18 protein-coding genes are annotated in these 21702 nt (G+C 68.0%); 6 read left to right on the top strand and 12 right to left on the bottom strand.

What is annotated here, in order from left to right; translation table 11 throughout:
• Positions 1-8: 8 nt before the first annotated feature.
• Positions 9-1787, bottom strand: coding sequence for an SDR family oxidoreductase (locus LE197_RS01905; RefSeq protein ID WP_059309705.1), 1779 nt, complete (start codon positions 1785-1787; stop codon positions 9-11).
• The gene (locus LE197_RS01910; RefSeq protein WP_033975486.1) at positions 1784-2659 is read right to left on the bottom strand and encodes a M24 family metallopeptidase; all 876 of its coding nucleotides are present in this window, start codon (positions 2657-2659) and stop codon (positions 1784-1786) included. The genes LE197_RS01905 and LE197_RS01910 overlap by 4 nt, the downstream gene beginning before the upstream one ends.
• A 426-nt stretch (positions 2660-3085) precedes the next feature.
• On the opposite strand from LE197_RS01910, the gene LE197_RS01915 reads away from it, so the two are divergent.
• Positions 3086-3784: a MerR family transcriptional regulator gene (locus LE197_RS01915; RefSeq protein ID WP_228777877.1), complete on the top strand. Its 699-nt coding sequence runs from the start codon at positions 3086-3088 to the stop codon at positions 3782-3784.
• A gap of 7 nt (positions 3785-3791) precedes the next feature.
• Here LE197_RS01915 and LE197_RS01920 read toward each other — a convergent pair whose 3' ends face one another.
• Positions 3792-4706 carry a LysR substrate-binding domain-containing protein gene (locus tag LE197_RS01920; protein WP_033968600.1) on the bottom strand — a complete coding sequence of 305 codons (915 nt, stop codon included), beginning with the start codon at positions 4704-4706 and terminating at the stop codon, positions 3792-3794.
• 88 nt (positions 4707-4794) lie between these two features.
• Between LE197_RS01920 and LE197_RS01925 the strand changes: the two genes are divergently transcribed.
• The gene (locus tag LE197_RS01925; protein ID WP_023517851.1) at positions 4795-5250 is read left to right on the top strand and encodes a DMT family transporter; all 456 of its coding nucleotides are present in this window, start codon (positions 4795-4797) and stop codon (positions 5248-5250) included.
• A 230-nt stretch (positions 5251-5480) separates the two neighbouring features.
• The gene (locus LE197_RS01930; RefSeq protein WP_003113149.1) at positions 5481-7559 is read left to right on the top strand and encodes a phosphocholine-specific phospholipase C; all 2079 of its coding nucleotides are present in this window, start codon (positions 5481-5483) and stop codon (positions 7557-7559) included.
• Between the two features lie 57 nt (positions 7560-7616).
• Here the strand turns inward: LE197_RS01930 and LE197_RS01935 are convergent, their stop codons facing one another.
• From LE197_RS01935 to LE197_RS01960, 6 genes are all read right to left on the bottom strand, one after another.
• Complete coding sequence (locus LE197_RS01935; protein WP_059309704.1) at positions 7617-8117, bottom strand: hypothetical protein; 501 nt, start codon at positions 8115-8117, stop codon at positions 7617-7619.
• A gap of 65 nt (positions 8118-8182) precedes the next feature.
• Positions 8183-8911: a hypothetical protein gene (locus tag LE197_RS01940; protein WP_033968604.1), complete on the bottom strand. Its 729-nt coding sequence runs from the start codon at positions 8909-8911 to the stop codon at positions 8183-8185.
• Positions 8912-9034: 123 nt separating this feature from the next.
• Positions 9035-9805: a phosphonate ABC transporter, permease protein PhnE gene (gene phnE / locus LE197_RS01945; protein WP_003091685.1), complete on the bottom strand. Its 771-nt coding sequence runs from the start codon at positions 9803-9805 to the stop codon at positions 9035-9037.
• Positions 9802-10635: a PhnE/PtxC family ABC transporter permease gene (locus LE197_RS01950; RefSeq protein WP_059309703.1), complete on the bottom strand. Its 834-nt coding sequence runs from the start codon at positions 10633-10635 to the stop codon at positions 9802-9804. Before LE197_RS01950 ends, phnE begins: the two co-directional genes overlap by 4 nt.
• On the bottom strand, positions 10629-11432 hold the full coding sequence (locus tag LE197_RS01955; RefSeq protein ID WP_033975480.1) for a phosphonate ABC transporter ATP-binding protein: 804 nt from the start codon (positions 11430-11432) through the stop codon (positions 10629-10631). The genes LE197_RS01950 and LE197_RS01955 overlap by 7 nt, the downstream gene beginning before the upstream one ends.
• Positions 11429-12286: a putative selenate ABC transporter substrate-binding protein gene (locus tag LE197_RS01960; protein WP_059309702.1), complete on the bottom strand. Its 858-nt coding sequence runs from the start codon at positions 12284-12286 to the stop codon at positions 11429-11431. Before LE197_RS01960 ends, LE197_RS01955 begins: the two co-directional genes overlap by 4 nt.
• A 148-nt stretch (positions 12287-12434) precedes the next feature.
• On the opposite strand from LE197_RS01960, the gene LE197_RS01965 reads away from it, so the two are divergent.
• Complete coding sequence (locus LE197_RS01965) at positions 12435-13325, top strand: NAD(P)-dependent oxidoreductase (RefSeq protein WP_033968613.1); 891 nt, start codon at positions 12435-12437, stop codon at positions 13323-13325.
• A 3-nt stretch (positions 13326-13328) separates the two neighbouring features.
• On the opposite strand, the gene LE197_RS01970 is transcribed toward LE197_RS01965, so the two are convergent.
• Positions 13329-15509, bottom strand: coding sequence for a putative bifunctional diguanylate cyclase/phosphodiesterase (locus LE197_RS01970; protein ID WP_033968614.1), 2181 nt, complete (start codon positions 15507-15509; stop codon positions 13329-13331).
• Between the two features lie 319 nt (positions 15510-15828).
• On the opposite strand from LE197_RS01970, the gene LE197_RS01975 reads away from it, so the two are divergent.
• Entirely contained in the window at positions 15829-17484 is a 1656-nt protein-coding gene (locus tag LE197_RS01975; RefSeq protein ID WP_059309701.1) for a phosphoethanolamine transferase, read from the top strand.
• 69 nt (positions 17485-17553) lie between these two features.
• Here the strand turns inward: LE197_RS01975 and LE197_RS01980 are convergent, their stop codons facing one another.
• Together LE197_RS01980 and rapA are read right to left on the bottom strand one after the other, a co-directional pair.
• Positions 17554-18009: a universal stress protein gene (locus tag LE197_RS01980; protein WP_003091672.1), complete on the bottom strand. Its 456-nt coding sequence runs from the start codon at positions 18007-18009 to the stop codon at positions 17554-17556.
• A gap of 283 nt (positions 18010-18292) precedes the next feature.
• Complete coding sequence (rapA, locus tag LE197_RS01985) at positions 18293-21145, bottom strand: RNA polymerase-associated protein RapA (protein WP_371915126.1); 2853 nt, start codon at positions 21143-21145, stop codon at positions 18293-18295.
• A gap of 235 nt (positions 21146-21380) precedes the next feature.
• Here rapA and LE197_RS01990 point away from each other — a divergent pair, with 235 nt between their 5' ends.
• On the top strand, positions 21381-21689 hold the full coding sequence (locus tag LE197_RS01990; RefSeq protein ID WP_003122428.1) for a hypothetical protein: 309 nt from the start codon (positions 21381-21383) through the stop codon (positions 21687-21689).
• Positions 21690-21702 lie beyond the last annotated feature (13 nt).

Raw genomic sequence — 21702 nt, forward strand, 5'->3', positions numbered from 1 at the left:
GCAGGCTCTCAGGAAGTCAGGTCGAAGCGCGCGAGAAACCGCGTGGCCCAGGGCGCGAAGCGCCATTGCAGGGCGCCGAGGTGCACCTCGCTGCCCACCGAGACCACCGCCTTGTTGCGCTCCACGGCACACACCAGCTTTTCCCCGACGGTGTCCGGGCTGAGCCGGCGTCGCTTGTAGAAGCGCTGGATCTTCGCCTGGCGCCGTGCCTGGCGTTCGGCGTCCATGCCGACGAAGCGGGTGGCCTGGACGATGCCGGTATCGACGAAGCCCGGGCACACCGCGGTGACTCCGATCGAACGTCCCGCCAGTTCCGCCCGCAGGCATTCGCTGAGCATCAGTACCGCGGCCTTGCTGGTGGCGTAGGCGGGGTAGTTGCGCGACGGCGCGAAGGCCACGCCGGAGGCGACGTTGACCAGGTGTCCCGGCTTGTTCGCCGCGACCATCTGCCGGCCGAACAGGCGGCAGCCATCGATCACGCTCCACAGGTTGACCCGCAGCAGGCGCTCCCATTCCGCGGGCGAGGTGTCGAGCATCGGCCCGGCCATGCCGATGCCGGCATTGCTGACCACCACATCCGGGACTCCGAGGGTGTCGCGCACCCACTCGGCGAAGGTCTCCATGGCCTGGGTATCGCCGACGTCGACCTGGTAGACATGGGCCGTGGCGCCAAGGGCTCGGGCCAGTTCGGCGCTGCGTTCGGCGGCTTCCAGGTCGAGATCGGCGGCGAGCAGGCTGGCGCCGCGCTCGGCGAAGCTGAGCAGGGTCGAACGGCCGATGCCGCCGCCGGCGCCGGTGACCACCACCAGCTTGCCGCTCATCGAGCGCGCGTCGGGCCGGACCTGGGCGCGTTGCAGGGCCGGCGGCGACTCGCCGGTTTCCTGGGCGTCGATGAACTCGCCGAGCCAGCCGGCCAGTTGCTCCGGCTCGGCCAGCAGTTGCCAATGGCCGACGCTCGCCTCGCGCCGCCACAGGCGTGGCGCCCACAGGCTGAGGTGCTGGAACAGCTGGGCGCCGACGTAACGGTCGCGGGTCGGTACGATCAGTTGCACCGGCACTTCGGTGTGGCGCTTGCGCGGACGGAACAGGCTGCGGATGAAGTTGCCGCGGTACAGCTTGACCCCGTGCCGGCCGTCGCTGGCCTGGGTCGGGTTGACCTGCGGATGGCGGACGCCTTCGGCGCGCTTCAGGAACTGCGGCCAGAGCCGGGCCAGGCCGGCGCTCCAGAGCAGCTCGGGTACGACGGGGGTATGGAAGAAGGCGATGTACCAGGAGTGGAGCAACTGGCCGAATACCGCTTTCAGGGCCTTCGGACTGCGCTGCCTGAGGTGTTCGCGCATCCAGAAGCCGACATGGTCCAGACAGGGACCGGAGATCGAGGTATAGGACGCGATCAGCGGTCGGCACTGCGGATCGGTGACGCTTTCCCAGGTCTGGATCGAGCCCCAGTCATGGGCCAGCAGGTGTACCGGGCGGTCCGGGCTGGTGGCGCGGATCACCGCCTGCAGGTCTTCGCTGAGCCGCTGCAGGTGGTAGTCGCGGCTCCAGCGTGGCTTGTCCGAAGCGCCGGCGCCACGCACGTCGTAGGCGACGATGCGGTAGCGCCCGGCCAGTTGGCGGATCAGCGGCAGCCAGGTCTCGTGGTTGTCCGGGTAGCCATGCACCATCAGCAGCGTCGGCTTGCCGTTGTCCGGCGCGCCCCAGCAATGAACCGCCAGGCGCACGTCGCCGGATTGCACGAACAGGCGTTCCGGCTGCAGGTCGGGGAGGGCGAGGAGCGCGTTCATGCGGCCTCCCGTGCTTGCGGCAGCAGTCCGCGCGCCTGCCAGCGGCGGACGTGCGGCAGGTCGTCGTCGAGCCAGTAGGCGTCGTCTTCGGTGACTACCAGCAGTTCCTCGAACTTGGCGCCCACCCCGCGTAGCCCCAGGTGCGGTTCCACTGCCCAGAGACCGGGCGTCGGCGGGTGCTCGGAGCGCTTGCCGCTGGACCACAGCGGCGACCAGCCTTCGCGCTTGCCGGTGACCAGCGCGTTGCGCGTCAGGGTGTACAGGTTGCGCACGCCGAAGCGCGCCACCGAGGGACCGCGGCGGTTGCCGAGCTTCTCCACGCGATGGGCGAGCACTTCGAAGGGATAGGCCTTGTGCCGTGGCAGGGTGCCCTGGATCACGCAGAGCCGGTCGACCGCCTGGCTGACTTCGGCCAGGGGGCGCCGTTCGCGGATCAGGTCGAGGATGGTGCGTCGGTGTATCAGCAGGTCGTCCATCAGCCGCTCCTGCAACAGGTTGTGGCCGAGCGCGCCGGAGTAGCCGACGTCGGCGGTATAGGCGCCGAGGGTCGGCGCGCAGTCGAGGATGAACGGCATGCCTTCCTCCAGGCGCTGCTTGCCGGGGTAGAAGGCCAGGTTGAAGCCACCGAGATGACGCAGGCCGTCGAAGCCCTTGAACGAGGTGCGGCTGCCGAACCAGGCGAAGGGCTGGTGGAACCAGTCGTCGACGCCATGATCCTGCAGCCAGGTCTTCATCAGCGCCGCGGCTTCCCTCTCGCTGATGCCGGCGCGCAGTTCGCCGTGGATGGTTTCGCAGCAGGTATAGGCCAGTCGCTGGACCTGGCGGAAGTGATCGAGATCGTCGGGAGTGGGTACCCAGGCGCCTTGGGACATGGCTCTCTCCAGGCTGGCTTGTCGTTATTGTGACATTGATTGATGTCATGGTTGATGCTGGCCCATAAGCAGGCGTTGCGCCAGCCCTGGGGAAGTCTCTTCACGCCGGTGTTACGGCACTTGCTACCGGCGCCGGAAGGCCCGGGGCAGAAGGCTCGGGACGTTTCCCCCGGGTTTTGGCGGTGGTGCCGGAGGAGCGGCTGACCGACGAGTCCAGTCTTTGGTTGGCGCCCGCGCATCCGGACGCCGGCAAAGAGCGTTGCGCCCCCGGAGGTTGTGGCCGTTCGGCGGGCCTCGTTATGATCCGCCTCCATGAGCACACCCCTGACCCTCCTGCAGCGCCTGCTGCAACGTGGCGAGCAGCCGTCCGCCGAGGATGCCCGCGAATACAGCGTCGACGAACTGGCTCGCGCGGCCGGCAGCAGCGTGCGCAACGTACGCGCCTACCAGGACCGCGGCCTGCTGCCGCCGCCGGAGCGGCGCGGCCGGGTCGGCGTGTATTTCGACAGTCATCTCAAGCGCCTGCGGCTGATCAACCAGTTGCTCGAGCGCGGCTATTCCAGCGCCAACATCAAGGAACTGCTGGAGGCCTGGGAACAGGGCCGCGACCTCGACCATGTGCTCGGCCTGGACCAGGCGATCATCGGCGAGTGGAACCTGGAGACGCCCGGCAGCATCGGCTTCGATGAACTCCAGGCGATCTTCGGCGACGAACTGAACGACCGGGTGATCGACAAGGCCCAGGCGCTGGGCCTGCTGCTGTTCGACGGTGAGCGCATGAAGATCCCCAGTCCGCGGCTGTTCCAGGCCGGGCTGGAGCTGTACCGCAGCGGCATCCCGCTGGAGGCGCTGCTCGATCACCTCGGCGAGTTGCGCAGCGACACCGAGCATCTGGCGGCGGGGATCGTCCGCCTGATCGTCACCCACCTGGTGGACGGCCGCGGCACCGACCTGCTGCCCGGGGCGCCGGACCTGCAGGAGCTGGCCAAGGTGTTCCTGCGCCTGCGCCCGCTGGCGGAACACGTGGTCCAGGTGGAACTGGCGCGCGGCCTCAAGCTGTCGGCCAACGAAATGCTCGGCGAGCGTGTCGGCGAGATGCTGCGCAAGCTGGAAAAGCCTTCCTGACTCTTCTTCAGATCTTCCGCGCCGCCGCCTGGATCTGTTCCCGCAGCCAGGCGCCGGCCGCTTCGCGCTCGGCGTCGCCGCGCCAGATCTGCACGTAGTCGAAGCGCGGGATCGCCAGCGGCGGCTCGCAGACCGCCAGTTCCTCGGGTAGCCGCAACCTTTCGAGAGTGCGTTCGGCGATGGTCAGTACCAGGTCGGTGCCGGCCAGCAGCGCCGGGGCTACGGTGAAGTGCGGCAGGGTCAGCGCCACCTGCCGGCGCAGGCCGCGCTTTTCCAGGGCGCTGTCGACCTCCTCGGCCGGGTTGTCCTGTAGCGAGACGCGCACGTGGCGGGCCGCCAGGTAGCGGTCGAGGGACAGGCCGTCGGGGCGGTCGAACAGGCTGCGCCGACAGACGCAGACGAAACGCTCCTCGAACAGGCGCCTGGCACGCACGCCCTCCGGAAGCAGGGGGAACACGCCCAGCGCACAGTCCAGCTGTCCTTCGGCGACCTGACGGGCGGTTTCCAGGCGCGGTTCCTGGACTATCCCGAAGCTCACCCCGGGCGCCAGCGCCTGTTGCTGGCGCAGTAGCGCCGGCAGCACCACCCAGGCACCGTAGTCGGACATGCCCAGGCGGAAGTGGCGCCGGCTGCGCACCGGTTCGAAGGCCGGCCCGCCGATCACCCCGCGGACCTGGTCGAGGCTGGCCTGGAGCTTCGGCGCCAGCTCCAGTGCCAGGCTGGTCAACTGCATGCGGCTTTTCACCCGCACCAGCAGCGGATCGCCGAACAGTTCGCGGAGACGCCCGAGGGCGTGGCTGACCGCCGGCTGCGACATGGCCAGGCGCTGTGCCGCGCGGGACACGTGGCGCTCGCTGAGGAGCGCGTCGAGCACCACCAGCAGGTTGAGGTCGATACGGCGTAGGTCATGAATCTGCTGCATGGAAGGTGTACCAACTATCGATTTCCATTCGCGAAGTGGATAGCAAAAACTCTGCTCCAGAGGCAAGGGCCGGAGGAGGAGAATCAGCATGCCCAATTATCTGATGGTACTGATGGCAGTTTCGGTGGGCGGCATGGTGGTGCTGCAGGCCGGCAGCAACGCCTTGCTCGGGCGCCTGCTCGGCCATCCGCTGAGCGCCAGCCTGACTTCGCTGGGCGTCAGCCTCGGGGTGGTCAGCCTGGGCCTGCTGCTGGTGCGGGTGCCGCTGCCGGCTACCGCCAGCCTCGGCGGCGCGCCCTGGTGGAGCTGGCTCGGCGGGCTGTTCGGCGCGGCCTACCTGACGGTGGCGATCCTGGTCGCGCCACGCCTGGGCGCCGCCACTTTCATCGCGTGCGTGGTGGCCGGGCAGATGCTGGTCTCGGCGCTCTGCGACCAGTTCGGCTGGGCCGGTTTCCCGGTGCGCCGTTTGTCCTGGGAGGGCTATCTCGGCCTGGCGCTGGTGGTGGCGGGGGTATTGCTCCTGCAATGGCGGGGAAGAGTGTGAGGAGAGTGCCGGCGAAGGCTGTCAAGCGGAATCTGGCCTAGACCAAAATCTTGACCTGAAACTGTGATGAAGTTGGCATGAATAGTTGTTGCAAAGCGTGTTGAAACCAAAGCGTCTTTTTCCCTCACTAGCGTCGTCGGGGTTCGAACAGCTTGCTGCCGAGTGAGCCTGCGGGCGTCATGGATGCGCTCGGCAGCCCTGTGCCACACCCTGACCTGGTGAGTCCCCCGATGATTTCGAAAAGCAGAAGAAGCTTCATCCGCCTGGCCGCCGGTACGGTCGGCGCCACCGTCGCCACCAGCATGCTGCCGTCGAGCATCCAGGCGGCCCTGGCGATTCCCGCGCACCGCCGGCATGGCAACCTCAAGGACGTCGAGCACGTGGTGATCCTGATGCAGGAGAACCGCTCCTTCGACCACTATTTCGGCACCCTCAAGGGCGTCCGCGGCTTCGGCGACCGCATGGCGATCCCGCTGCCCGATGGCCAGCGGGTCTGGCACCAGAAGGGCAGCAAGGGCGAGATCCTCCCCTACCACTTCGACACCAGCACCACCAGCGCCCAGCGCGTCGACGGCACCCCGCACACCTGGCCGGACGCCCAGCAGGCCTGGAACGAAGGGCGCATGGACAAGTGGTTGCCGGCCAAGACCGAGCGTTCCCTGGGCTACTACAAGGAGCAGGACATCGCCTTCCAGTTCGCGATGGCCAACGCCTTCACCATCTGCGACGCCTATCACTGCTCGTTCCAGGGCGGCACCAACCCGAACCGGCTGTTCCTCTGGACCGGCACCAACGACCCGCTCGGCCAGCACGGTGGTCCGGTAACCACCAACGACCACGACAGCAACGGCCCGGTGGAGCAGGGCTACACCTGGACCACCTATCCCGAGCGCCTGCAGGCCGCCGGCATCACCTGGCGGGTCTACCAGGACATGGCCGACAACTTCTCCGACAACCCGCTGATCGGCTTCCGCCAGTACCGCGCCGCAGCGCCTGACTCGCCGCTGATCGTCAACGGCCTGAGCACCTGGAAGCTCGATGCGCTGAAGCGCGACGTACTGGCCAACAGCCTGCCGCAGGTGTCCTGGATCGTCGCCCCGGCCAAGTACTCCGAACATCCCGGCCCGTCCAGCCCGATCTGGGGGGCCGAGTACACCTCCTGGGTACTCGACGCGCTGACCGCCAACCCGGAGGTCTGGAGCAAGACCGCGCTGCTGGTGATGTTCGACGAGAACGACGGCTTCTTCGACCACGTCGCCCCGCCGGCCGCGCCGAGCCTCAACAAGGACGGCACGCTGCGCGGCAAGACCACAGCCGACGCCACCCTCGAATGGCACACCAAGGGCGATATCCGTTATCGCAACCAGCCCTACGGCCTCGGCCCGCGGGTGCCGATGTACGTGATCTCGCCGTGGAGCAAGGGCGGCTGGGTCAACTCCCAGGTGTTCGACCACACCTCGGTGATCCGCTTCCTGGAACAGCGCTTCGGGGTCATGGAGCCGAATATCAGTCCCTGGCGTCGTGCCGTCTGTGGCGACCTGACCTCGGCGTTCAACTTCGCCAACCCGAACAACGAGCCGTTCCCCGAACTGCCCGACACCAGCCAGGCCGACGCCATCGTCGCCAGCCAGATCAAGCTGCCGAAGCCGAAGCCGCCGGCGGTGGCCGCCATGCCCAAGCAGGAAATGGGCATCCGTCCGGCCCGCGCCTTGCCCTACGAGCTGGGCGTGCATGCGCGCTACCGCAGCGGCGGAGACGCGCTGAGCCTGACCTTCGCCAACACCGGCAAGGCCGGCGCGGTGTTCCAGGTGTTCGACCTGCTCGACAGCGAGAACCCGCCGAAACGCTACACCGTCGGCGCGCGCAAGCGCCTGCACGACAGCTTCCAGGGCGACGCCAGCGGCGACTACCACCTGGAAGTGCACGGTCCGAACGGGTTCCTCCGGGTCTTTCGCGGCAACCTGCGGCGCGACCTGGCGGAGCGCAAGGCGCCGCTGCCGGAAGTGCGGATCGACTACGAGCCGCTGTTCGGCAACCTGCGCGTGCAACTGATCAACCGTGGCCGCCATCCGGTCAAGCTGACGGTCAAGGACAACGTCTATCGCCAGGGCGAGCGGCGTACCGTCAACGTGCCGCCGGGACAGCGTCGGGAAGTCCGCTATTCGCTGCGCAGTAGCGGCAACTGGTACGACTTCAGCGTCAGCGCGCAGGGGGCGGACAGCTTCCTGCGGCGTTTCAGCGGTCGCATGGAAGATGGTCGCTCCGGCTTCAGCGACCCGGGCATGGGCCTGGGCACGCTGACCTTCTGACCCGGACGGCCGCGCCGGCTCCCTGCAATGGGGCGGCCGGCGCGGACGGCCTGCGCCCTAGTCGAGGGGAACCGGGTAGAGGGTATTGAGGATCCACTTGCCGTCCTTCAGGACGAAACCGTACGAAATCTCCTTGGCCATGTACGTATCCCAGCGCGTGCAGACGCCCTGGCCGTCGGCCTGCTTGCAGGAGTAGGCATCGATCTTGCCCATGTGCAGCTTCTCCAGGGAAACCATCTGGAACTTGCTGTTGCCGCTGCAGGCCACCGGATTGTCGATGTATCCGTACTGGCGCCAGGCCGCGTCGTAGTTGCCTCTCGACTTGAACAGGGTCTTGTCTTTCTGCGACGAGCCGGACGGCGGCGTCATCCCGTAGATGTGCTGGGTCACGTGGCCGCCCATCGAGGTATTGCGCGTGGCGTCGGCGCTTTGCTGCACGCTGGTGATGTCGCGGCAGGCGGCGGCGTTGGCCGAGGAGGCCAGCAGCAGAAGGGCGGAAAAACCCAGGCCGGCGACGCACTGGCGTGCGTCGGGGCGGGGCAGTGAAAAGCGGTTCATCGGCGGCTCCTGTGAGAGGGATTGCTTATGATGGAACGCCGCCGCGCGGTTTTCGCGAAGATGCCTCAGTCGCGATAGCGTGGCGGCGGCGCGTAGCCGCCGCCGTTCCGGGCGTCGGCGGGAAATGCCTGCGGTCCGTCGGCCGGCGCCTCGCGACCGCTGGCCGGAGCGTCCAGTTCGAACAGGGCCACGCCGATCACGCCTAGGTTGCGGCTGTCGCCGGCCGCGCTGTTGCTGGCGTAGGCATCGTCGGGACTGGCGAAGCGGAACGCCGCGACTTCCCGTTCGCTCTTGCGGAAGCCCTCGATCACCAGGCTCTCGCCCGGTTCCAGCACATAGCCGCGGTTCTTCAGGCTGCCCGGCTGGCCGTTGAGCACGTCCAGGCCGTCCACCGTGGAGACCACCTCGTAGGTCGCGCTGCCGAGGTTGTTCAGCCACAGTCGGTAGCGCTGGCCTTCACGACCCTGCAATTGCAGGGTGCTGCGGTGCTGCACGAGGTCGAACTTGCCGCCATCCTCGTCGAGTACGGCGAAGCCCACCCTGCCCTTGGCCAGGGGCAGTTCCTTGATGGCACGTCCATCGAAGCGGCTCGCGCTGTAGAACACCTGGCGGCGATCGACCGGTTGCTCCGATAGACGTCGCAGGGCCACCGAGGTGACCGGCGAGGCGACGCCTTCGCCCCATTGGGTGCCGAGCCGCTGCTCGGTCGGTGCGCCGGCCTGCTGTTGGGGCAGGCTGCAGCCGGCGAGGGCCAGCAGGCCCAGCAGTAATGCGGATAGCAGTGGTTTGCGCATGGTTCCTTCCTCTCCCTGGACCCCTGGAGGCGGGGTGCCTCCCTGATGGCTCCGAGCGCCGATGATGCCCGATCTTCGGCGGGCTTCGTAAATTTACTCGAACGGGCGCGGCGGCGCGTTTTCCTATTGGCTGACCCAGCGCTGCCGGGCCCAGGCGCTCAGGCTGTCGACCCCGAGCACCAGGACCAGCATGGCCAGGATCACCGTGGCGGCCTGGGCCTGCTGGAACAGGCTCAGGCTGAAATAGAGCATCTGCCCGAGCCCGCCGGCACCGACGAAGCCGAGCACGCTGGCCATGCGGATATTGTTCTCCCAGCGGTACAGGGTATAGGCCACCAGTTGCGGCCAGACCCCCGGCAGGGTGCCATAGGCGAATGCCGCGAGGCGTCCGCTGCCGGCCAGGCGCAGGGCCTCGGCGGGCTGCGCCGGGGTGTTCTCCAGGGCTTCGGCGAACAGCCGGCCGAGCACGCCGCCGGTGTGCAGGGCCAGGGCGAGGGTCCCGGCGTTCGGCCCGAGCCCGGCCGCCAGCACCATCAGCGCGCCCCAGACCAGCTCCGGCACCGCGCGCAGCGCATTGAGCAGGAGTCGCGCCAGGCTCTGCGCCGGTACGCCGAAGCGACCCGCCGCCGGCAGCGCGAAGAGCAGGCCGAGCAGCGCCGCCAGCAGGGTGCCGATGGCCGACATGGCCAGGGTTTCCAGCAGCCCCCGGCCAATCGCCCGCAGGTGCGGAGCGGACAGGTCGGGCGGGAAGAACTCGCTGGCGTAGGCGGCCATCTGGCCCAGTCCCTTGCCGCTGAAAAGACCTGCGGTGTCCATGTCCAGGTAGGCGAACGAGGCGCCCACCGCGGCCACCACCAGCAGCGGCCAGAGCAGCAGGCGCCAGGTCCGGCTCATGCCAGCCTCCCGCGCAGGAAGCGGCTCAGCAGGTCGGCGAGGAGGACCAGCAGGAGGAAGGTCAGCAGGATGCTGGCAACCTCGCCGCCGGCGAACATCCGCAGCGACAGGTCGATCTGCTGGCCGAGGCCGCCGGCGCCGACGAAGCCCATCACCACCGAAGCACGGATCGCGCACTCCCAGCGATAGACAGTGTAGGAAATCATTTCCCCGGCGGCGTTCGGCAGCACCCCGTAGGCGAACGCCGCCAGCCGCGATCCGCCGCCCAGCAGCAGGGCGCGGGCGGGGCGCGGATCCACCGATTCGAAGATTTCCGCGTAGACCTTGCCGAGCATGCCGGCATAAGTGATGGCGATGGCCAGCACCCCGGCAGTGGGGCCCAGGCCCACGGCGCGGACGAACAGCAGCGCCCAGACGATTTCCGGCACGCTACGCAGGAGGATCAGCAGGCCGCGCACCGGCCAGCGCAGTGCCCGTGCCCACCAGGCCGGCAGGCCGCCGCGCGGCAGTGCCGAGAGTGACAGGGCGCGGGTCGCCAGCAGCGCGGCGGGAAACGCCAGGAGCCAGGCCAGGGCCATGCCGGCGGTGGCGATGGCGAGGGTTTCCAGGGTGGCGCGGCCGAGCAGGGCGAGGAACCCGGGATCGTGCGCCGGCGGCCAGAAGCCGGCGAGAAAACCGCCCATGGTGCGTGCGTTGTCGCCGCTGAACAGGCCGGGGATATCCAGTTCGCTGAGGCGCAGCCCCGGCCAGAGCAGCAGCAACGCGGCCAGGGTCAGCAGCAGGCGCGGCAGGGCGGCGGGGTCGCGTGGTGGAGAAGCGGCGTTCAGCATCGTGGGATGTGCACCACGGCGGGTTCGCCGACCGGGCTGGCGCGCTCGGCCTGCAGTTGTTCGTTGGCGTAGAGGGCGTCCAGCGCGGCGCGGTCGACTTCGCCGGCGGGCAGGTCGAAGGCGATGCGTCCGGCGCGCAGCCCGATCACCCGGGGGAAGTGTTGCAGCGCCAGGTCCACCGCGTGCAGGCTGGCCAGCAGGGTGCTGCCGCGCGCGGCGGCCTCGCGGTTGAGCAGGGCCAGGGTATGGCCGGCGAGCACCGGGTCCATGGCCGAGACCGGTTCGTCGGCGAGGATCAGCTCGGCGCGCTGGTAGAGCACCCGGGCGATGCCGACCCGTTGCAACTGGCCGCCGGAAAGCTGGTCGCAGCGCTGGAACAGCTTGTCGCCGAGATCCAGGCGTTGCAGTGCGTCGTGGGCGCCGGCGCGGTCCAGCGGATAGACCAGGCTGACCAGGCTCTTCCATAGCGGCCACTGGCCAAGGCGCCCGGCCAGTACCGCGCTGACCACCCGCTGTCGTGGCGGCAGCGGCGGCGCCTGGTGGACCAGGCCGATGCGCGCGCGCAGGCGTTGGCGGGCGGCGGCGGATAGCGCCCAGGGCTCCTCGCCGAGCAGTTCGACACGACCGGCGCTGGGCCGCCATTGGCTGGCGAGCACCCGCAGCAGGCTGGTCTTGCCGGCGCCGGAAGGTCCAATCAGGGCCACCCGTTCGCCAGCGGCCAGGCGCAGGCGGATGTCGGCGAGGGCGCGTTGGCCGTCGGCGTGGACCAGGTCCACGCCGTCGAGGCTCAGGCTCACTTCAGCAGGCCGGCGGCGCGTGCGGACTCCTCGATGCCCTTGTAGTTGTCCGGATTGGTCTCGATGAAGCGGCTGGCGGCCTGCAGGTCGAGGATCTCCTTGTCGGCCGGTTTCGCCGGGTCGAGGGCGAGGAAGGCCTGCTTGATCTTTTCGGCCAGGGCCGGGTCGAGGTTGCCGCGCACGGTCCAGTTGTAGTCGTAGTAGGTCGGCGTGGTGGCGAAGACCTTGACCTTGGCGGTATCGACCTTGCCGCTGTCCACCAGCTTCTGCCAGACCGAGGCGTTCAGCACGCCGGCGTCGACCTTGCCGGCCTGGACCCAGGCTACGGTGGCGTCGTGGGCGCCGGAGTAGGCGACGCGGGAGAAGAACTGCTCGGGGACGATGCCGTCCTTCTGCATGAAGTAGCGCGGCATCAGGCTGCCCGAGGTGGAGGAGACCGAGCCGAAGGCGAAGGTCTTGCCCTTCAGGTCCTGCAGGGATTTCACCTGGGGATCGGCCGTGATGAATTTGCTGGTGAACTGCTGGTCCTGCTCGCGCTGCACCAGGGGGATGGCGTTGCCGGTCTTCAGCCGCGCCTGGACGAAGGTGAAGCCGCCCAGCCAGGCCATGTCCAGGCGGTCGGCGGCCAGCGCCTCGACCACCCCGGCGTAGTCGGCTACCGGGACGAACTTCACCGGTATGCCGAGTTGCTTCTCCAGATAGGCGCCGAGCGGCTTGAATTTGCGCAGCAGCTCGGTGGGCGCCTCGTCGGGGATCGCCGAGACCTTGAGTTCTTTCAGGGCTTCGGCGTGGGCGAGCGCGGCGGACAGGGACAGGGCGATGCCGGCGGCGAGCGCCAGGGAGCGTTTCAACATGGGAGAGTTCTCCGGTTCAATGGCGGAAAAAACCCGGGGAGTATAGTGGTGCGCGGGCCGCTTGGGCAGCCGTAGCGGCGTTGCTCGCCGGCGCCTCGCGGGTAATATGGCGCTCCCCGTGCCCATTCGCTGCGTATTGGAGTCCGCCATGTCCGCTTCCCTGCCTTCCCTCGCCTTCGCCGGTCTCGGCCTGATGGGCGTGCCCATGTGCCGCCGGCTGCTGGCCGCCGGCTATCCGCTGGCGGTGTGGAACCGTTCGCCGGGCAAACGCGAGTTGCTCGCGGCCGAGGGCGCGAAAGCCGTCGAAGTCCCGGCCGAACTGGCCGCCGACGCGGAAATCCTGATGCTTTGCCTGGCCGATACCGCAGCGGTGCGCGAAGTGGTGTTCGGCGCCGGCGGCATCGTCGAGAACGCCAGGCCCGGGCAGTTGCTGGTGGATTTCTCCAGCGCCGAGCCGGCCGCCACCCGCGAGATGGCCGCCGAGCTGGAGGCGCGCTGCGGCGTGCGCTGGGTCGACGCGCCGGTCTCCGGCGGCACGCCGGGCGCGGAAAGCGGCAGCCTGGCGATCATGGCCGGCGGACGCGCAGCGGATATCGAGCGCCTGCGGCCGGTCCTCTCGCAGCTCGGCCAGCGCCTGACACGCATGGGCGAGGTGGGCGCCGGGCAGGTGACCAAGGTCTGCAACCAGATGATCGTTGCCTGCAACGCCCTGGTGATCGCCGAAGTGGTGGCGCTGGCGGAGCGGGCCGGGGTCGACGCCAGCCTGGTCGCTCCGGCACTGGCGGGCGGCTTCGCCGACTCGAAGCCGTTGCAGATCCTCGCCCCGCAAATGGCCGAGAGCCGTTACGAGCCGGTCAAGTGGCACGTGCGGACCCTGCTCAAGGACCTCGACACCGCGGTGAAGCTGTCCCGCGAGCAAGGCGCGGCCACCCCGATGAGCGGGTTGGCCGCGCAGTTGATGCGTCTGCACGGCAGCCAGGGCTATCTCGAAGGCGATCCGGCGACCCTGGTGGAGCAATACCGGACCGCCGTCGAGTGAACCTCAGGCCTGGTTCAGGCTGCGCAGCGGCGGCGCGGCGTCGAAGCGGTAGGCGCGGAGGAACTCTTCCAGGGCCGCCAGCGGCAGCGGCCGGCTGAACAGGTAGCCCTGCACCAGCTCGCAATGGTTCTCCCGCAGGAACGCCAGTTGCTGCGGGGTTTCCACGCCCTCGGCGACGACTTTCAGATGGAGCTTCTGGGCCATCGCGATGATCGCCTGGGCGATTTCCATGTCCCGCTGCGAGGCGGGGATGTCCATGATGAAAGAGCGATCCACCTTCAGCGCGTCCAGCGGCAGGCGCCGCAGGTAGGCGAGCGACGAATAGCCGGTGCCGAAGTCGTCGATCGACAGGCTGACGCCCAGCTCGCGGAGGCGTTCGAGCAGCGGGATGGTCTGGTCGATGTTGTACATCAGCGCGTCCTCGGTCACCTCCAGTTCGAGGAAGCACGCCGCCAGCCCGGCCTGCTCCAGCGCATGGCGGACTTCGTCGACCAGGCTGGCCCGGCCGAGATTGCTGGCGCAGCAGTTGACAGCCACCCGCAGCCGTTCGTGGCCGGCCAGGTGCAGGCTGCGCAGGTCGCGGCAGGCGCGTCGCAGCACCCAGTCGTCGAGCTGGTCGATCATGCCGTTGGCTTCGGCCAGGCCGATGAAGCGGTCCGGACCGAGCAGGCCCTGGGTCGGATGGCGCCAGCGCACCAATGCCTCCAACTGGTGTACCTCGCCGTCGGCGAGGGCGAGGATCGGCTGGTAGTGCAGCTCCAGTTGGTCGTCGCGCAGGGCCTGGCGCAGTTCCTCCTCCATCTGCAGTTCCTGGGTCGCCCGCACCAGCAGTTGCCGGCTGAAGAACTGCGCGTTGTTGCGCCCGCAGGCCTTGGACTGGTGCAGGGCCAGGCCGGCGTTCTTCAGCAGCTCCTCGCACTGCTCGCCGTCGTTCGGGTAGAGGCTGACGCCGACGCTGGCGGTCATCACCAGGGTGCGCCCGTCCAGGGCGATGGGTTCCTTCATCTTCTGCATCAGGCGTTGCGAGAGGATGTGCGCCTCGTGGTCCTGGGCGAGGTCGGCGAGCACGCAGAACTCGTCGCCGGCGAAGCGTGCCACCACGTCGCTATCGCGCAACACGCTGCGGATACGTTCGGAGACGATCTTCAGCAGTTGGTCGCCGGAGTCGTGGCCGAGGGAATCGTTGATCCGCTTGAAGTGATCAAGGTCGAGGAACATCACCGCCAGCCCCTTGCCTCTCAGGCGACAGTTCTCCAGGTGCTGGACGAACACTTCGTTGAATGCCGTGCGGTTCTGCAGGCCGGTCAGGCTGTCGTAGCGCGCCATCTGGCGCAGCGAGGCGTGGGCGTGGTCGAGCTGGTTGAGCAGGGCGTTGACCCGGCTGTTTTCGCTGAGCCGGCGCTCCCGTTGTTTCTCCGACCATGCGGCCCAGATGCCGCAGGCGGCGATCGCGCTGGCGAGCACTCCGGTGAGCCAGCCCAGGCGCAGCGAGTCGGTGCTGGCTTGCAGTTCCAGCGGCGTGCCGGCGGGTACGCTGAGCACCAGCGCGGCCATCCCGGTGAAATGCATGGCGGCGATGGCGCCGGCCAGCAGCAGGCTGGCGATCAGTTTCATGTAGCGGTAGCGCGCGCTGCGCCGGCCGCGCAGGTAGGGGACCGCGGCGAGGGCGGTGAAGGCGGCGCCGATGGCGATCAGTACCGAAAGGGCGAACAGCGATGGCTGGTAGTACTGGGTGGCCACCGAGCGCATCGCCGCCATCCCGGTGTAGTGCATGGTGGCGATGCCCAGGCCGATGCAGCAGGCGGCGAGCAGGCAGGGCAGCAGGCCGAAGCGTGGGCGGGCGGTCATGTACATCGCCAGGTACGAGGCGGCGACGGCGATCAGCAGCGACAGGCCGGTGATCGGCAGGTCGTAGCGCAGGGCGATCGGCGCGTGGAACGCGAGCATGGCGACGAAATGCGTGGCCCAGATGCCGCTGCCCAGGCAGAACGCCCCGACCCATTGCCAACGGCGCGGGTGGTTCAGGCTGTTGCCGACCCGCTCGACCATGTCCAGCGCCGTGTACCCGGCGAGGCAGGCGACGAGGAAGGCGAGCGCTACCAGCGACGGCGAATAGGTGCAGTTCTGCAGCACGTAGCCGTCGACGGGAGACTCTCCGAGGAAGCGCAGGCCTTGCCAATCCATAGCGGTGTCTCCCTGGACACGGAAAACCCGCGGACGGCGCGGGCTGGGGGTGGCATTGTGCTTCCAGTATAGATAGCGGGAGCCGCCTGCAAGGTCGGCACGGAAGGAAGTCGCTGGCCGCCGACATACGGCCGGTTTCGGCATTTTCCCAGGGAAAAAGGCATAGCTGAGCTTGTTCCGGCTCCATCGCCATGGGCATGATCGCTGCGCCCGCGAGGGCTCGCGAGGCTTCACGAAATTTTGACCAGGCGCCCGATAGAGTTCGGGCGCCCCGCCACGGGGGGTGGCGGCGGTCCGTTACGTTTCAGGAGTTGCGTCAATGGGTGGGGGTATCAAGCGTTTCTTGCCGGCTATCGGTTCGACCCGGCTGGTGATGCTGTTCGCGCTGGTTCTGGTGGTGTTCTACAACGCGGCGACCTGGAAGGCCCTGCATGGGCTGGTGCCGCTGCAAGGCTTGAAGGGCTTCGCGTTCTTCGCCTCGTTCGCGGCGTTCCTGTGGGCCGCCTTCACGCTCCTGCTGACCCTGGTTTCCTTCCGCCCGCTGCTCAAGCCGGCCCTGACCCTGGTCGCCCTGTGCTCGGCCGGCGCGACCTACTTCATGGGCAGCTACGGCATCAGCATCGACACGGTGATGGTGCAGAACGTCTTCGAGACCAACGCCACCGAGGCCGGCGACCTGGTCAACCCGACCCTGCTCGGCTATCTGCTGCTGCTCGGTGTCCTGCCTTCGCTGCTGATCTGGCTCTGGCCGGTACGCTACCGGCCGTTCTTCCGCGGCCTGCTGAACAAGATCCTGACGCTGCTCGGCTGCCTGCTGATCGTCGCGGTAATGGTAGGCAGCTTCTATTCCACCTACGCGCCGATCTTCCGCGAGGAAGACAAGCTGACCCACTTCATCAACCCGACCAACTACATCTACGCGGTGGGCAAGTACGCCAAGCAGCGCCTTGTGATCAAGGAGCACCTGGTGGTCGAGCCGATCGGCCTGGACGCCCGCCAGGCGCCGGCTGCGCTGCAGCGACAGAAGAAATCGCTGCTGGTGTTCGTGGTCGGCGAGACCGCCCGTGCCGACCATTTCTCGCTGAACGGCTACGCCCGCGAGACCAACCCGGAGCTGCGCAAGCAGGACATCGTCAACTTCACCCAGGTCCGTTCCTGCGGCACTTCCACCGCGGTCTCGGTGCCCTGCATGTTCTCCCAGTACCCGCGCGAGGACTACAGCGACAAGAAGGCCAAGACCCACGAAGGCCTGCTGGACATTCTCCAGCGTGCCGGCGTGCAGGTGCTGTGGCTGGAGAACAACAGCGACTGCAAGGGCACCTGCCTGCGGGTGCCCAACCGGGACATCCCGAAGACCCAGCCGAGTCCGTTCTGCGACGGCAAGAACTGCCTGGACGAGTCGTTGCTGGTAGGCCTGCAGGAGTACATCGACGGGTTGCAGGACGACGCCATCATCGTCCTGCACTCCGATGGCAGCCACGGTCCCGAGTACTACGAGCGCTACCCGAAGGAGATGGAGCGCTTCCAGCCGGTATGCCGGACCAACCAGCTCGGCAGTTGCAGCAAGGAAGAGCTGGTGAACGTCTACGACAACACCATCCTCTATACCGACCACTTCCTGACGAAGGTGATCGAATTGCTCAAGCGGAATGCCGACAAGCGCGACACGGCGATGATCTACGTCTCCGACCACGGCGAGTCGCTGGGCGAGAATGGCGTCTACCTGCACGCGGCGCCCTATTCGATCGCGCCCCAGGCGCAGATCCACGTGCCGATGGTCATGTGGTTCGCCCCGCAGGCGCTGGGCAACTGGGGAATCCAGCGCAGTTGCCTGGACGGCAAGCGCGACGACAAGGACCTGAGCCACGACAACCTGTTCCACTCGGTGCTCGGCCTGCTGGACGTACAGACTTCGCTGTACCAGCCGGCGCTGGACATCTTCGCCAGTTGCCGCGCGCCCAGGGCAGCCCAGTGAGCGACGGGGGCTGAAAGAAAAAAAGGCCGTGGAGGATTCCCCCCACGGCCTTTTTCGTCGGCTTTCGCCTTATTTGTCGCGGACCAGCAGGACCGGACGCGAAGCCACGCGGATCAGGCCTTCCGCCACGCTACCGAGCATCAGGCGGCGCATGCCGCGACGACCATGGGTACCCATGACCACCACGTCGGCATCGCTGGCCTGGGCCTCGAGTTCGATGCGCTCGGCGATTTCCTCGCTGGCGCGCTCCTGGCAGACGCGATCGAAGGTGGCGCCTTCGACGTTGCTCGCCTCGACCTTCTCGCGGGCCTTGGCCAGGACGTCATCGGCGGCTTTCAGCGCGGCTTCGCGCAGCGGTTCGGGGTTGTAGTACACCGCGTAGTCGGGAAGGTGGCGCAGCGGGCTGTCGACGATGGTGATGACGCGCAGCTTGCCGCCGCTGAGGCCGGCCAGCTTGATGGCCTCTTCCAGGGCGCGGTCGGAGACCGGGCTGCCGTCCACGGCTACCAGAATGCGATCGTACATAGGGTGTCCCTCCAGAGTGAGTGTCCGCCCGCCGGGCGTTCTTGAAACTTCAAGGACACTGTAGACCCTCGCGGCCTGCGGACCTTTGCCGGAGGTCAATAAGTCGCAGGGCGACCGTCGCGATTCCGCTGCGACGCCCGCCTTGCGGCCCGGCGGGTGTCGGAGGAGCGGGGCGAACGGTCGCCGCGCGGCTAGCCACCGTTGCGGCCTTCGCTGGAAATGAAATGAAGGAAGCCATGGGCATCCCCCATGGCTTCCCGTCTCGCGCAGCCGTTGCCGGACGTCAGCCGGCGACCAGGATGCGGATCGCCTCGAGGCGCAGGGATGCCTTGTCGAGCAGGGCCAGGCCTTCCTCGCGTTGGCTGCGCAGGCTGTCCAGCTCGCTGTCGCGGACGCTCGGGTTGACCGCCTTGAGCGCGGTCAGGCGCGCCAGTTCCTCGTCCATCGCGGCGGCGAACTGCTGCTTGGCTCTGGCCACGCGTTCCTCGTGGCGCGGGACGATCTTGCCCTCGGCCACGTCGAACTGCTTGGCCAGCACATCGCGCTGGGCCTGGACGAACTTGTTGGCACTGACCCGTGGCACGCTTTCCAACTGGTCGTTGAGGGTTTCCAGGGACACCCGGCCGGCCAGGTCGTTGCCGTTGGCGTCGAGCAGGCAGCGCAGGGCCTGCGGCGGCAGCCAGCGGCCGAGCTGGAGGGCGCGCGGTGCCACGGCCTCGCTGACGAACAGGAGTTCGAGCAGCACGGTGCCGGGCTTCAGCGCCTTGTTCTTGATCAGCGCCACCGAGGTGTTGCCCATCGAGCCGGACAGCACCAGGTCCATGCCGCCCTGAACCATCGGATGTTCCCAGGTGAGGAACTGCATGTCCTCGCGGGCCAGCGCCTGGGCACGGTCGTAGGTGATGGTCACGCCTTCGTCGTCGCCGAGGGGGAAGCCGGCGTCGAGCATCTTCTCGCTCGGCTTGAGGATCAGGGCATTTTCCGAATGGTCTTCGCTGTGAATGCCGTAGGCGTCGAACAGGCGCTCCATGTAGATCGGCAGGGCGAAGTCGTCGTCCTGTTCCTCGATGGCCTCCACCAGCGCCTCGCCTTCGCCGGCACCGCCGGAGTTCAGCTCCAGCAGGCGGTCGCGACCGCTGTGCAGCTCCGCTTCGAGAGCTTCGCGACGGGCGCGGCCTTCGGCGAGCAGCGCGTCCCAGGCCTTGTCCTCGCCGCCGTCGAGCAGCGGCAGCAGGCGCGGGCCGAACTCGTGCTGCAGGGCGTTGCCGGTGGGACAGGTATTGAGGAAGGCGTTCAGCGCCTGGTGGTACCACTGGAACAGACGCTGCTGGGCGCTGTTCTCCAGGTGCGGTACGTGCAGTTGGATGGTGTGTCGCTGGCCGATCCGGTCGAGGCGGCCGATGCGCTGCTCGAGCAGGTCCGGGTGGGCCGGCAGGTCGAACAGCACCAGGTGGTGGGCGAACTGGAAGTTGCGGCCTTCGCTGCCGATTTCCGAGCAGATCAGCACCTGGGCGCCGAACTCTTCGTCGGCGAAGTAGGCGGCGGCGCGGTCGCGCTCGAGAATGCTCATGCCTTCGTGGAACACCGTGGCGGAGATGCCCGAACGCAGGCGCAGGGCGTCTTCCAGGTCGAGGGCGGTCTCGGCGTGGGCACAGATGACCAGGACCTTGAACTGCTTGAGCATCTTCAGGGTATCGATCAGCCACTCGACGCGCGGGTCGAAGCGCCACCAGCGGTTGTTGTCGTCGCCGTCTTCCCACTGCTGCTGGAAATTCACTTCCGGATACAGGTCCGGGTGTTCGCCGGCCGGCAATTCCTCGTACTGGCTCGGCATCGGCAACGGATAGGCGTGCAACTCGCGCTGGGGGAAGCCCTGCACGGCAGCACGGGTGTTGCGGAACAGCACGCGGCCGGTGCCGTGGCGGTCGAGCAGCTCGCGGACCAGGCGCGAGCGAGCTTCTTCATCGCCGCCCTCGACGCTGGCCAGCAGCTCGTCGCCCTCGCTGCCGAGGAAGCCGTGGATGGCCTTGCGCGCGTCGGCGGAAAGACTGCCGTGGTCGAGCAGTTCCTGTACCGCTTCGGCGACCGGGCGATATTGCTCGCTCTCCCGGCGGAATGCTTCGAGGTCGTGGAAACGATTCGGGTCGAGCAGGCGCAGGCGCGCGAAGTGGCTGTCCTGGCCGAGTTGCTCCGGGGTCGCGGTGAGCAGCAGGACACCGGGAATGATCTCCGCCAGTTGCTCGACCAGCGCGTATTCGGCGCTGACCTGGTCCTGGTGCCAGACCAGGTGGTGGGCTTCGTCGACCACCAGCAGGTCCCAGCCGGCGGCGAACAGGGCGTCCTGGGCGCGTTCGTCTTCCTTCAGCCACTCCAGGGCGACCAGGGCCAACTGGGTGTCCTCGAAGGGATTGCTGGCATCGCTTTCGGCGAAGCGCTCCTTGTCGAACAGGGCCACCTGCAGGTTGAAGCGCCGGCGCATCTCCACCAGCCACTGGTGCTGGAGGTTTTCCGGGACCAGGATCAGCACCCGCCCGGCGCGGCCGGAGAGCAACTGGCGATGGATGATCAGGCCGGCCTCGATGGTCTTGCCCAGGCCCACCTCGTCGGCCAGCAGGACGCGCGGCGCCATGCGGTCGGCGACTTCGCGGGCGATGTGCAACTGGTGGGCGATCGGCTGGGCGCGGGCGCCGCCGAGGCCCCAGAGCGACGACTGGAGCAGTTGGCTGCGGCGTTCGAGAGTGTGGTAGCGCAGGGAGAACCAGGGCAGGGGGTCGATCTGTCCGGCGAACAGGCGGTCGCTGGCGAGGCGGAACTGGATGAAGTTGGAGAGCTGGGTTTCCGGCAGGGTGCGCTGCTCGTTCTGCGCGGTGAGGCCGTGGTACACCAGTAGGCCTTCGCTTTCCTCGACCTCGCGAACGGTCATCTTCCAGCCTTCGAAGTGCGTCACTTCATCGCCGGGGGCGAAGCGCACGCGGGTCAGCGGCGCATTGCGCAAGGCGTATTGGCGGGTATCGCCGGTCGCCGGATAGAGCACGGTGAGCAGGCGGCCATCCTGGGCCAGGATGGTCCCCAGGCCCAATTCCGCTTCACTGTCGCTGATCCAGCGTTGCCCCGGTTGATACTGCGCCATGTCCACCTCCCAAAAAAGCCGGGTATGGTACCGCAACGCGTGGCGTTGAGCGACGCTTGGCGATGGATTGCGTGTTGCGCCATGGCTTCGTCGGAGAGCCGTCCGTCGGTACGGGAGTTACCGCCTGGCGGCTGGTTCTCAAGTCGAGCGGCGGGTCGACCGATAACCCTTGTAGAAGAACGCCGCAAACCGGCACGCTGCGAGAACCCATGACGCGGCACTACCCAGAGAGGTTGCCTGCATGCTTCCGCCGATCCCCCAGGGCCTGATCCCGGTCACCGTCCAGCAGGACCCGCCCAAGCCACGTCCGGCCACGCCGCCGGTCGCGCCGACCCAGGCTGGCGCGGGCAGCGATGGCGTCGCCTTGCGCCAGGAGCGCGACGAGGAAAGCTGGCTGGAAGAGGAGTACCGCCGTCGCCAGCGCCGCCAGGGCGGCGAGGCGCATGCGCGGAGCGACGAGGGGGACGAGGCGCCGGCTGACGAGGCGGGGGAGAGCGCCCAGGCGGACGAGCCGCCACGCAAGGGACAATTGATCGACATCGAAGTGTAACCCTGGTTTTCCA

The organism is Pseudomonas sp. PS1(2021), assembly GCF_020405165.1.
GTDB classification, from domain to species: domain Bacteria; phylum Pseudomonadota; class Gammaproteobacteria; order Pseudomonadales; family Pseudomonadaceae; genus Pseudomonas; species Pseudomonas aeruginosa.

What these genes read in the sequence shown, in the direction of transcription:
- LE197_RS01905 (WP_059309705.1), bottom strand. Translation starts at nt 1,787, where the DNA reads ATGAACGCGCTCCTCGCCCTCCCCGACCTGCAGCCGGAACGCCTGTTC.
- LE197_RS01910 (WP_033975486.1), bottom strand. Translation starts at nt 2,659, where the DNA reads ATGTCCCAAGGCGCCTGGGTACCCACTCCCGACGATCTCGATCACTTC.
- LE197_RS01920 (WP_033968600.1), bottom strand. Translation starts at nt 4,706, where the DNA reads ATGCAGCAGATTCATGACCTACGCCGTATCGACCTCAACCTGCTGGTG.
- LE197_RS01925 (WP_023517851.1), top strand. Translation starts at nt 4,795, where the DNA reads ATGCCCAATTATCTGATGGTACTGATGGCAGTTTCGGTGGGCGGCATG.
- LE197_RS01930 (WP_003113149.1), top strand. Translation starts at nt 5,481, where the DNA reads ATGATTTCGAAAAGCAGAAGAAGCTTCATCCGCCTGGCCGCCGGTACG.
- LE197_RS01935 (WP_059309704.1), bottom strand. Translation starts at nt 8,117, where the DNA reads ATGAACCGCTTTTCACTGCCCCGCCCCGACGCACGCCAGTGCGTCGCC.
- LE197_RS01940 (WP_033968604.1), bottom strand. Translation starts at nt 8,911, where the DNA reads ATGCGCAAACCACTGCTATCCGCATTACTGCTGGGCCTGCTGGCCCTC.
- phnE (WP_003091685.1), bottom strand. Translation starts at nt 9,805, where the DNA reads ATGAGCCGGACCTGGCGCCTGCTGCTCTGGCCGCTGCTGGTGGTGGCC.
- LE197_RS01950 (WP_059309703.1), bottom strand. Translation starts at nt 10,635, where the DNA reads ATGCTGAACGCCGCTTCTCCACCACGCGACCCCGCCGCCCTGCCGCGC.
- LE197_RS01960 (WP_059309702.1), bottom strand. Translation starts at nt 12,286, where the DNA reads ATGTTGAAACGCTCCCTGGCGCTCGCCGCCGGCATCGCCCTGTCCCTG.
- LE197_RS01965 (WP_033968613.1), top strand. Translation starts at nt 12,435, where the DNA reads ATGTCCGCTTCCCTGCCTTCCCTCGCCTTCGCCGGTCTCGGCCTGATG.
- LE197_RS01970 (WP_033968614.1), bottom strand. Translation starts at nt 15,509, where the DNA reads ATGGATTGGCAAGGCCTGCGCTTCCTCGGAGAGTCTCCCGTCGACGGC.
- LE197_RS01975 (WP_059309701.1), top strand. Translation starts at nt 15,829, where the DNA reads ATGGGTGGGGGTATCAAGCGTTTCTTGCCGGCTATCGGTTCGACCCGG.
- LE197_RS01980 (WP_003091672.1), bottom strand. Translation starts at nt 18,009, where the DNA reads ATGTACGATCGCATTCTGGTAGCCGTGGACGGCAGCCCGGTCTCCGAC.
- LE197_RS01990 (WP_003122428.1), top strand. Translation starts at nt 21,381, where the DNA reads ATGCTTCCGCCGATCCCCCAGGGCCTGATCCCGGTCACCGTCCAGCAG.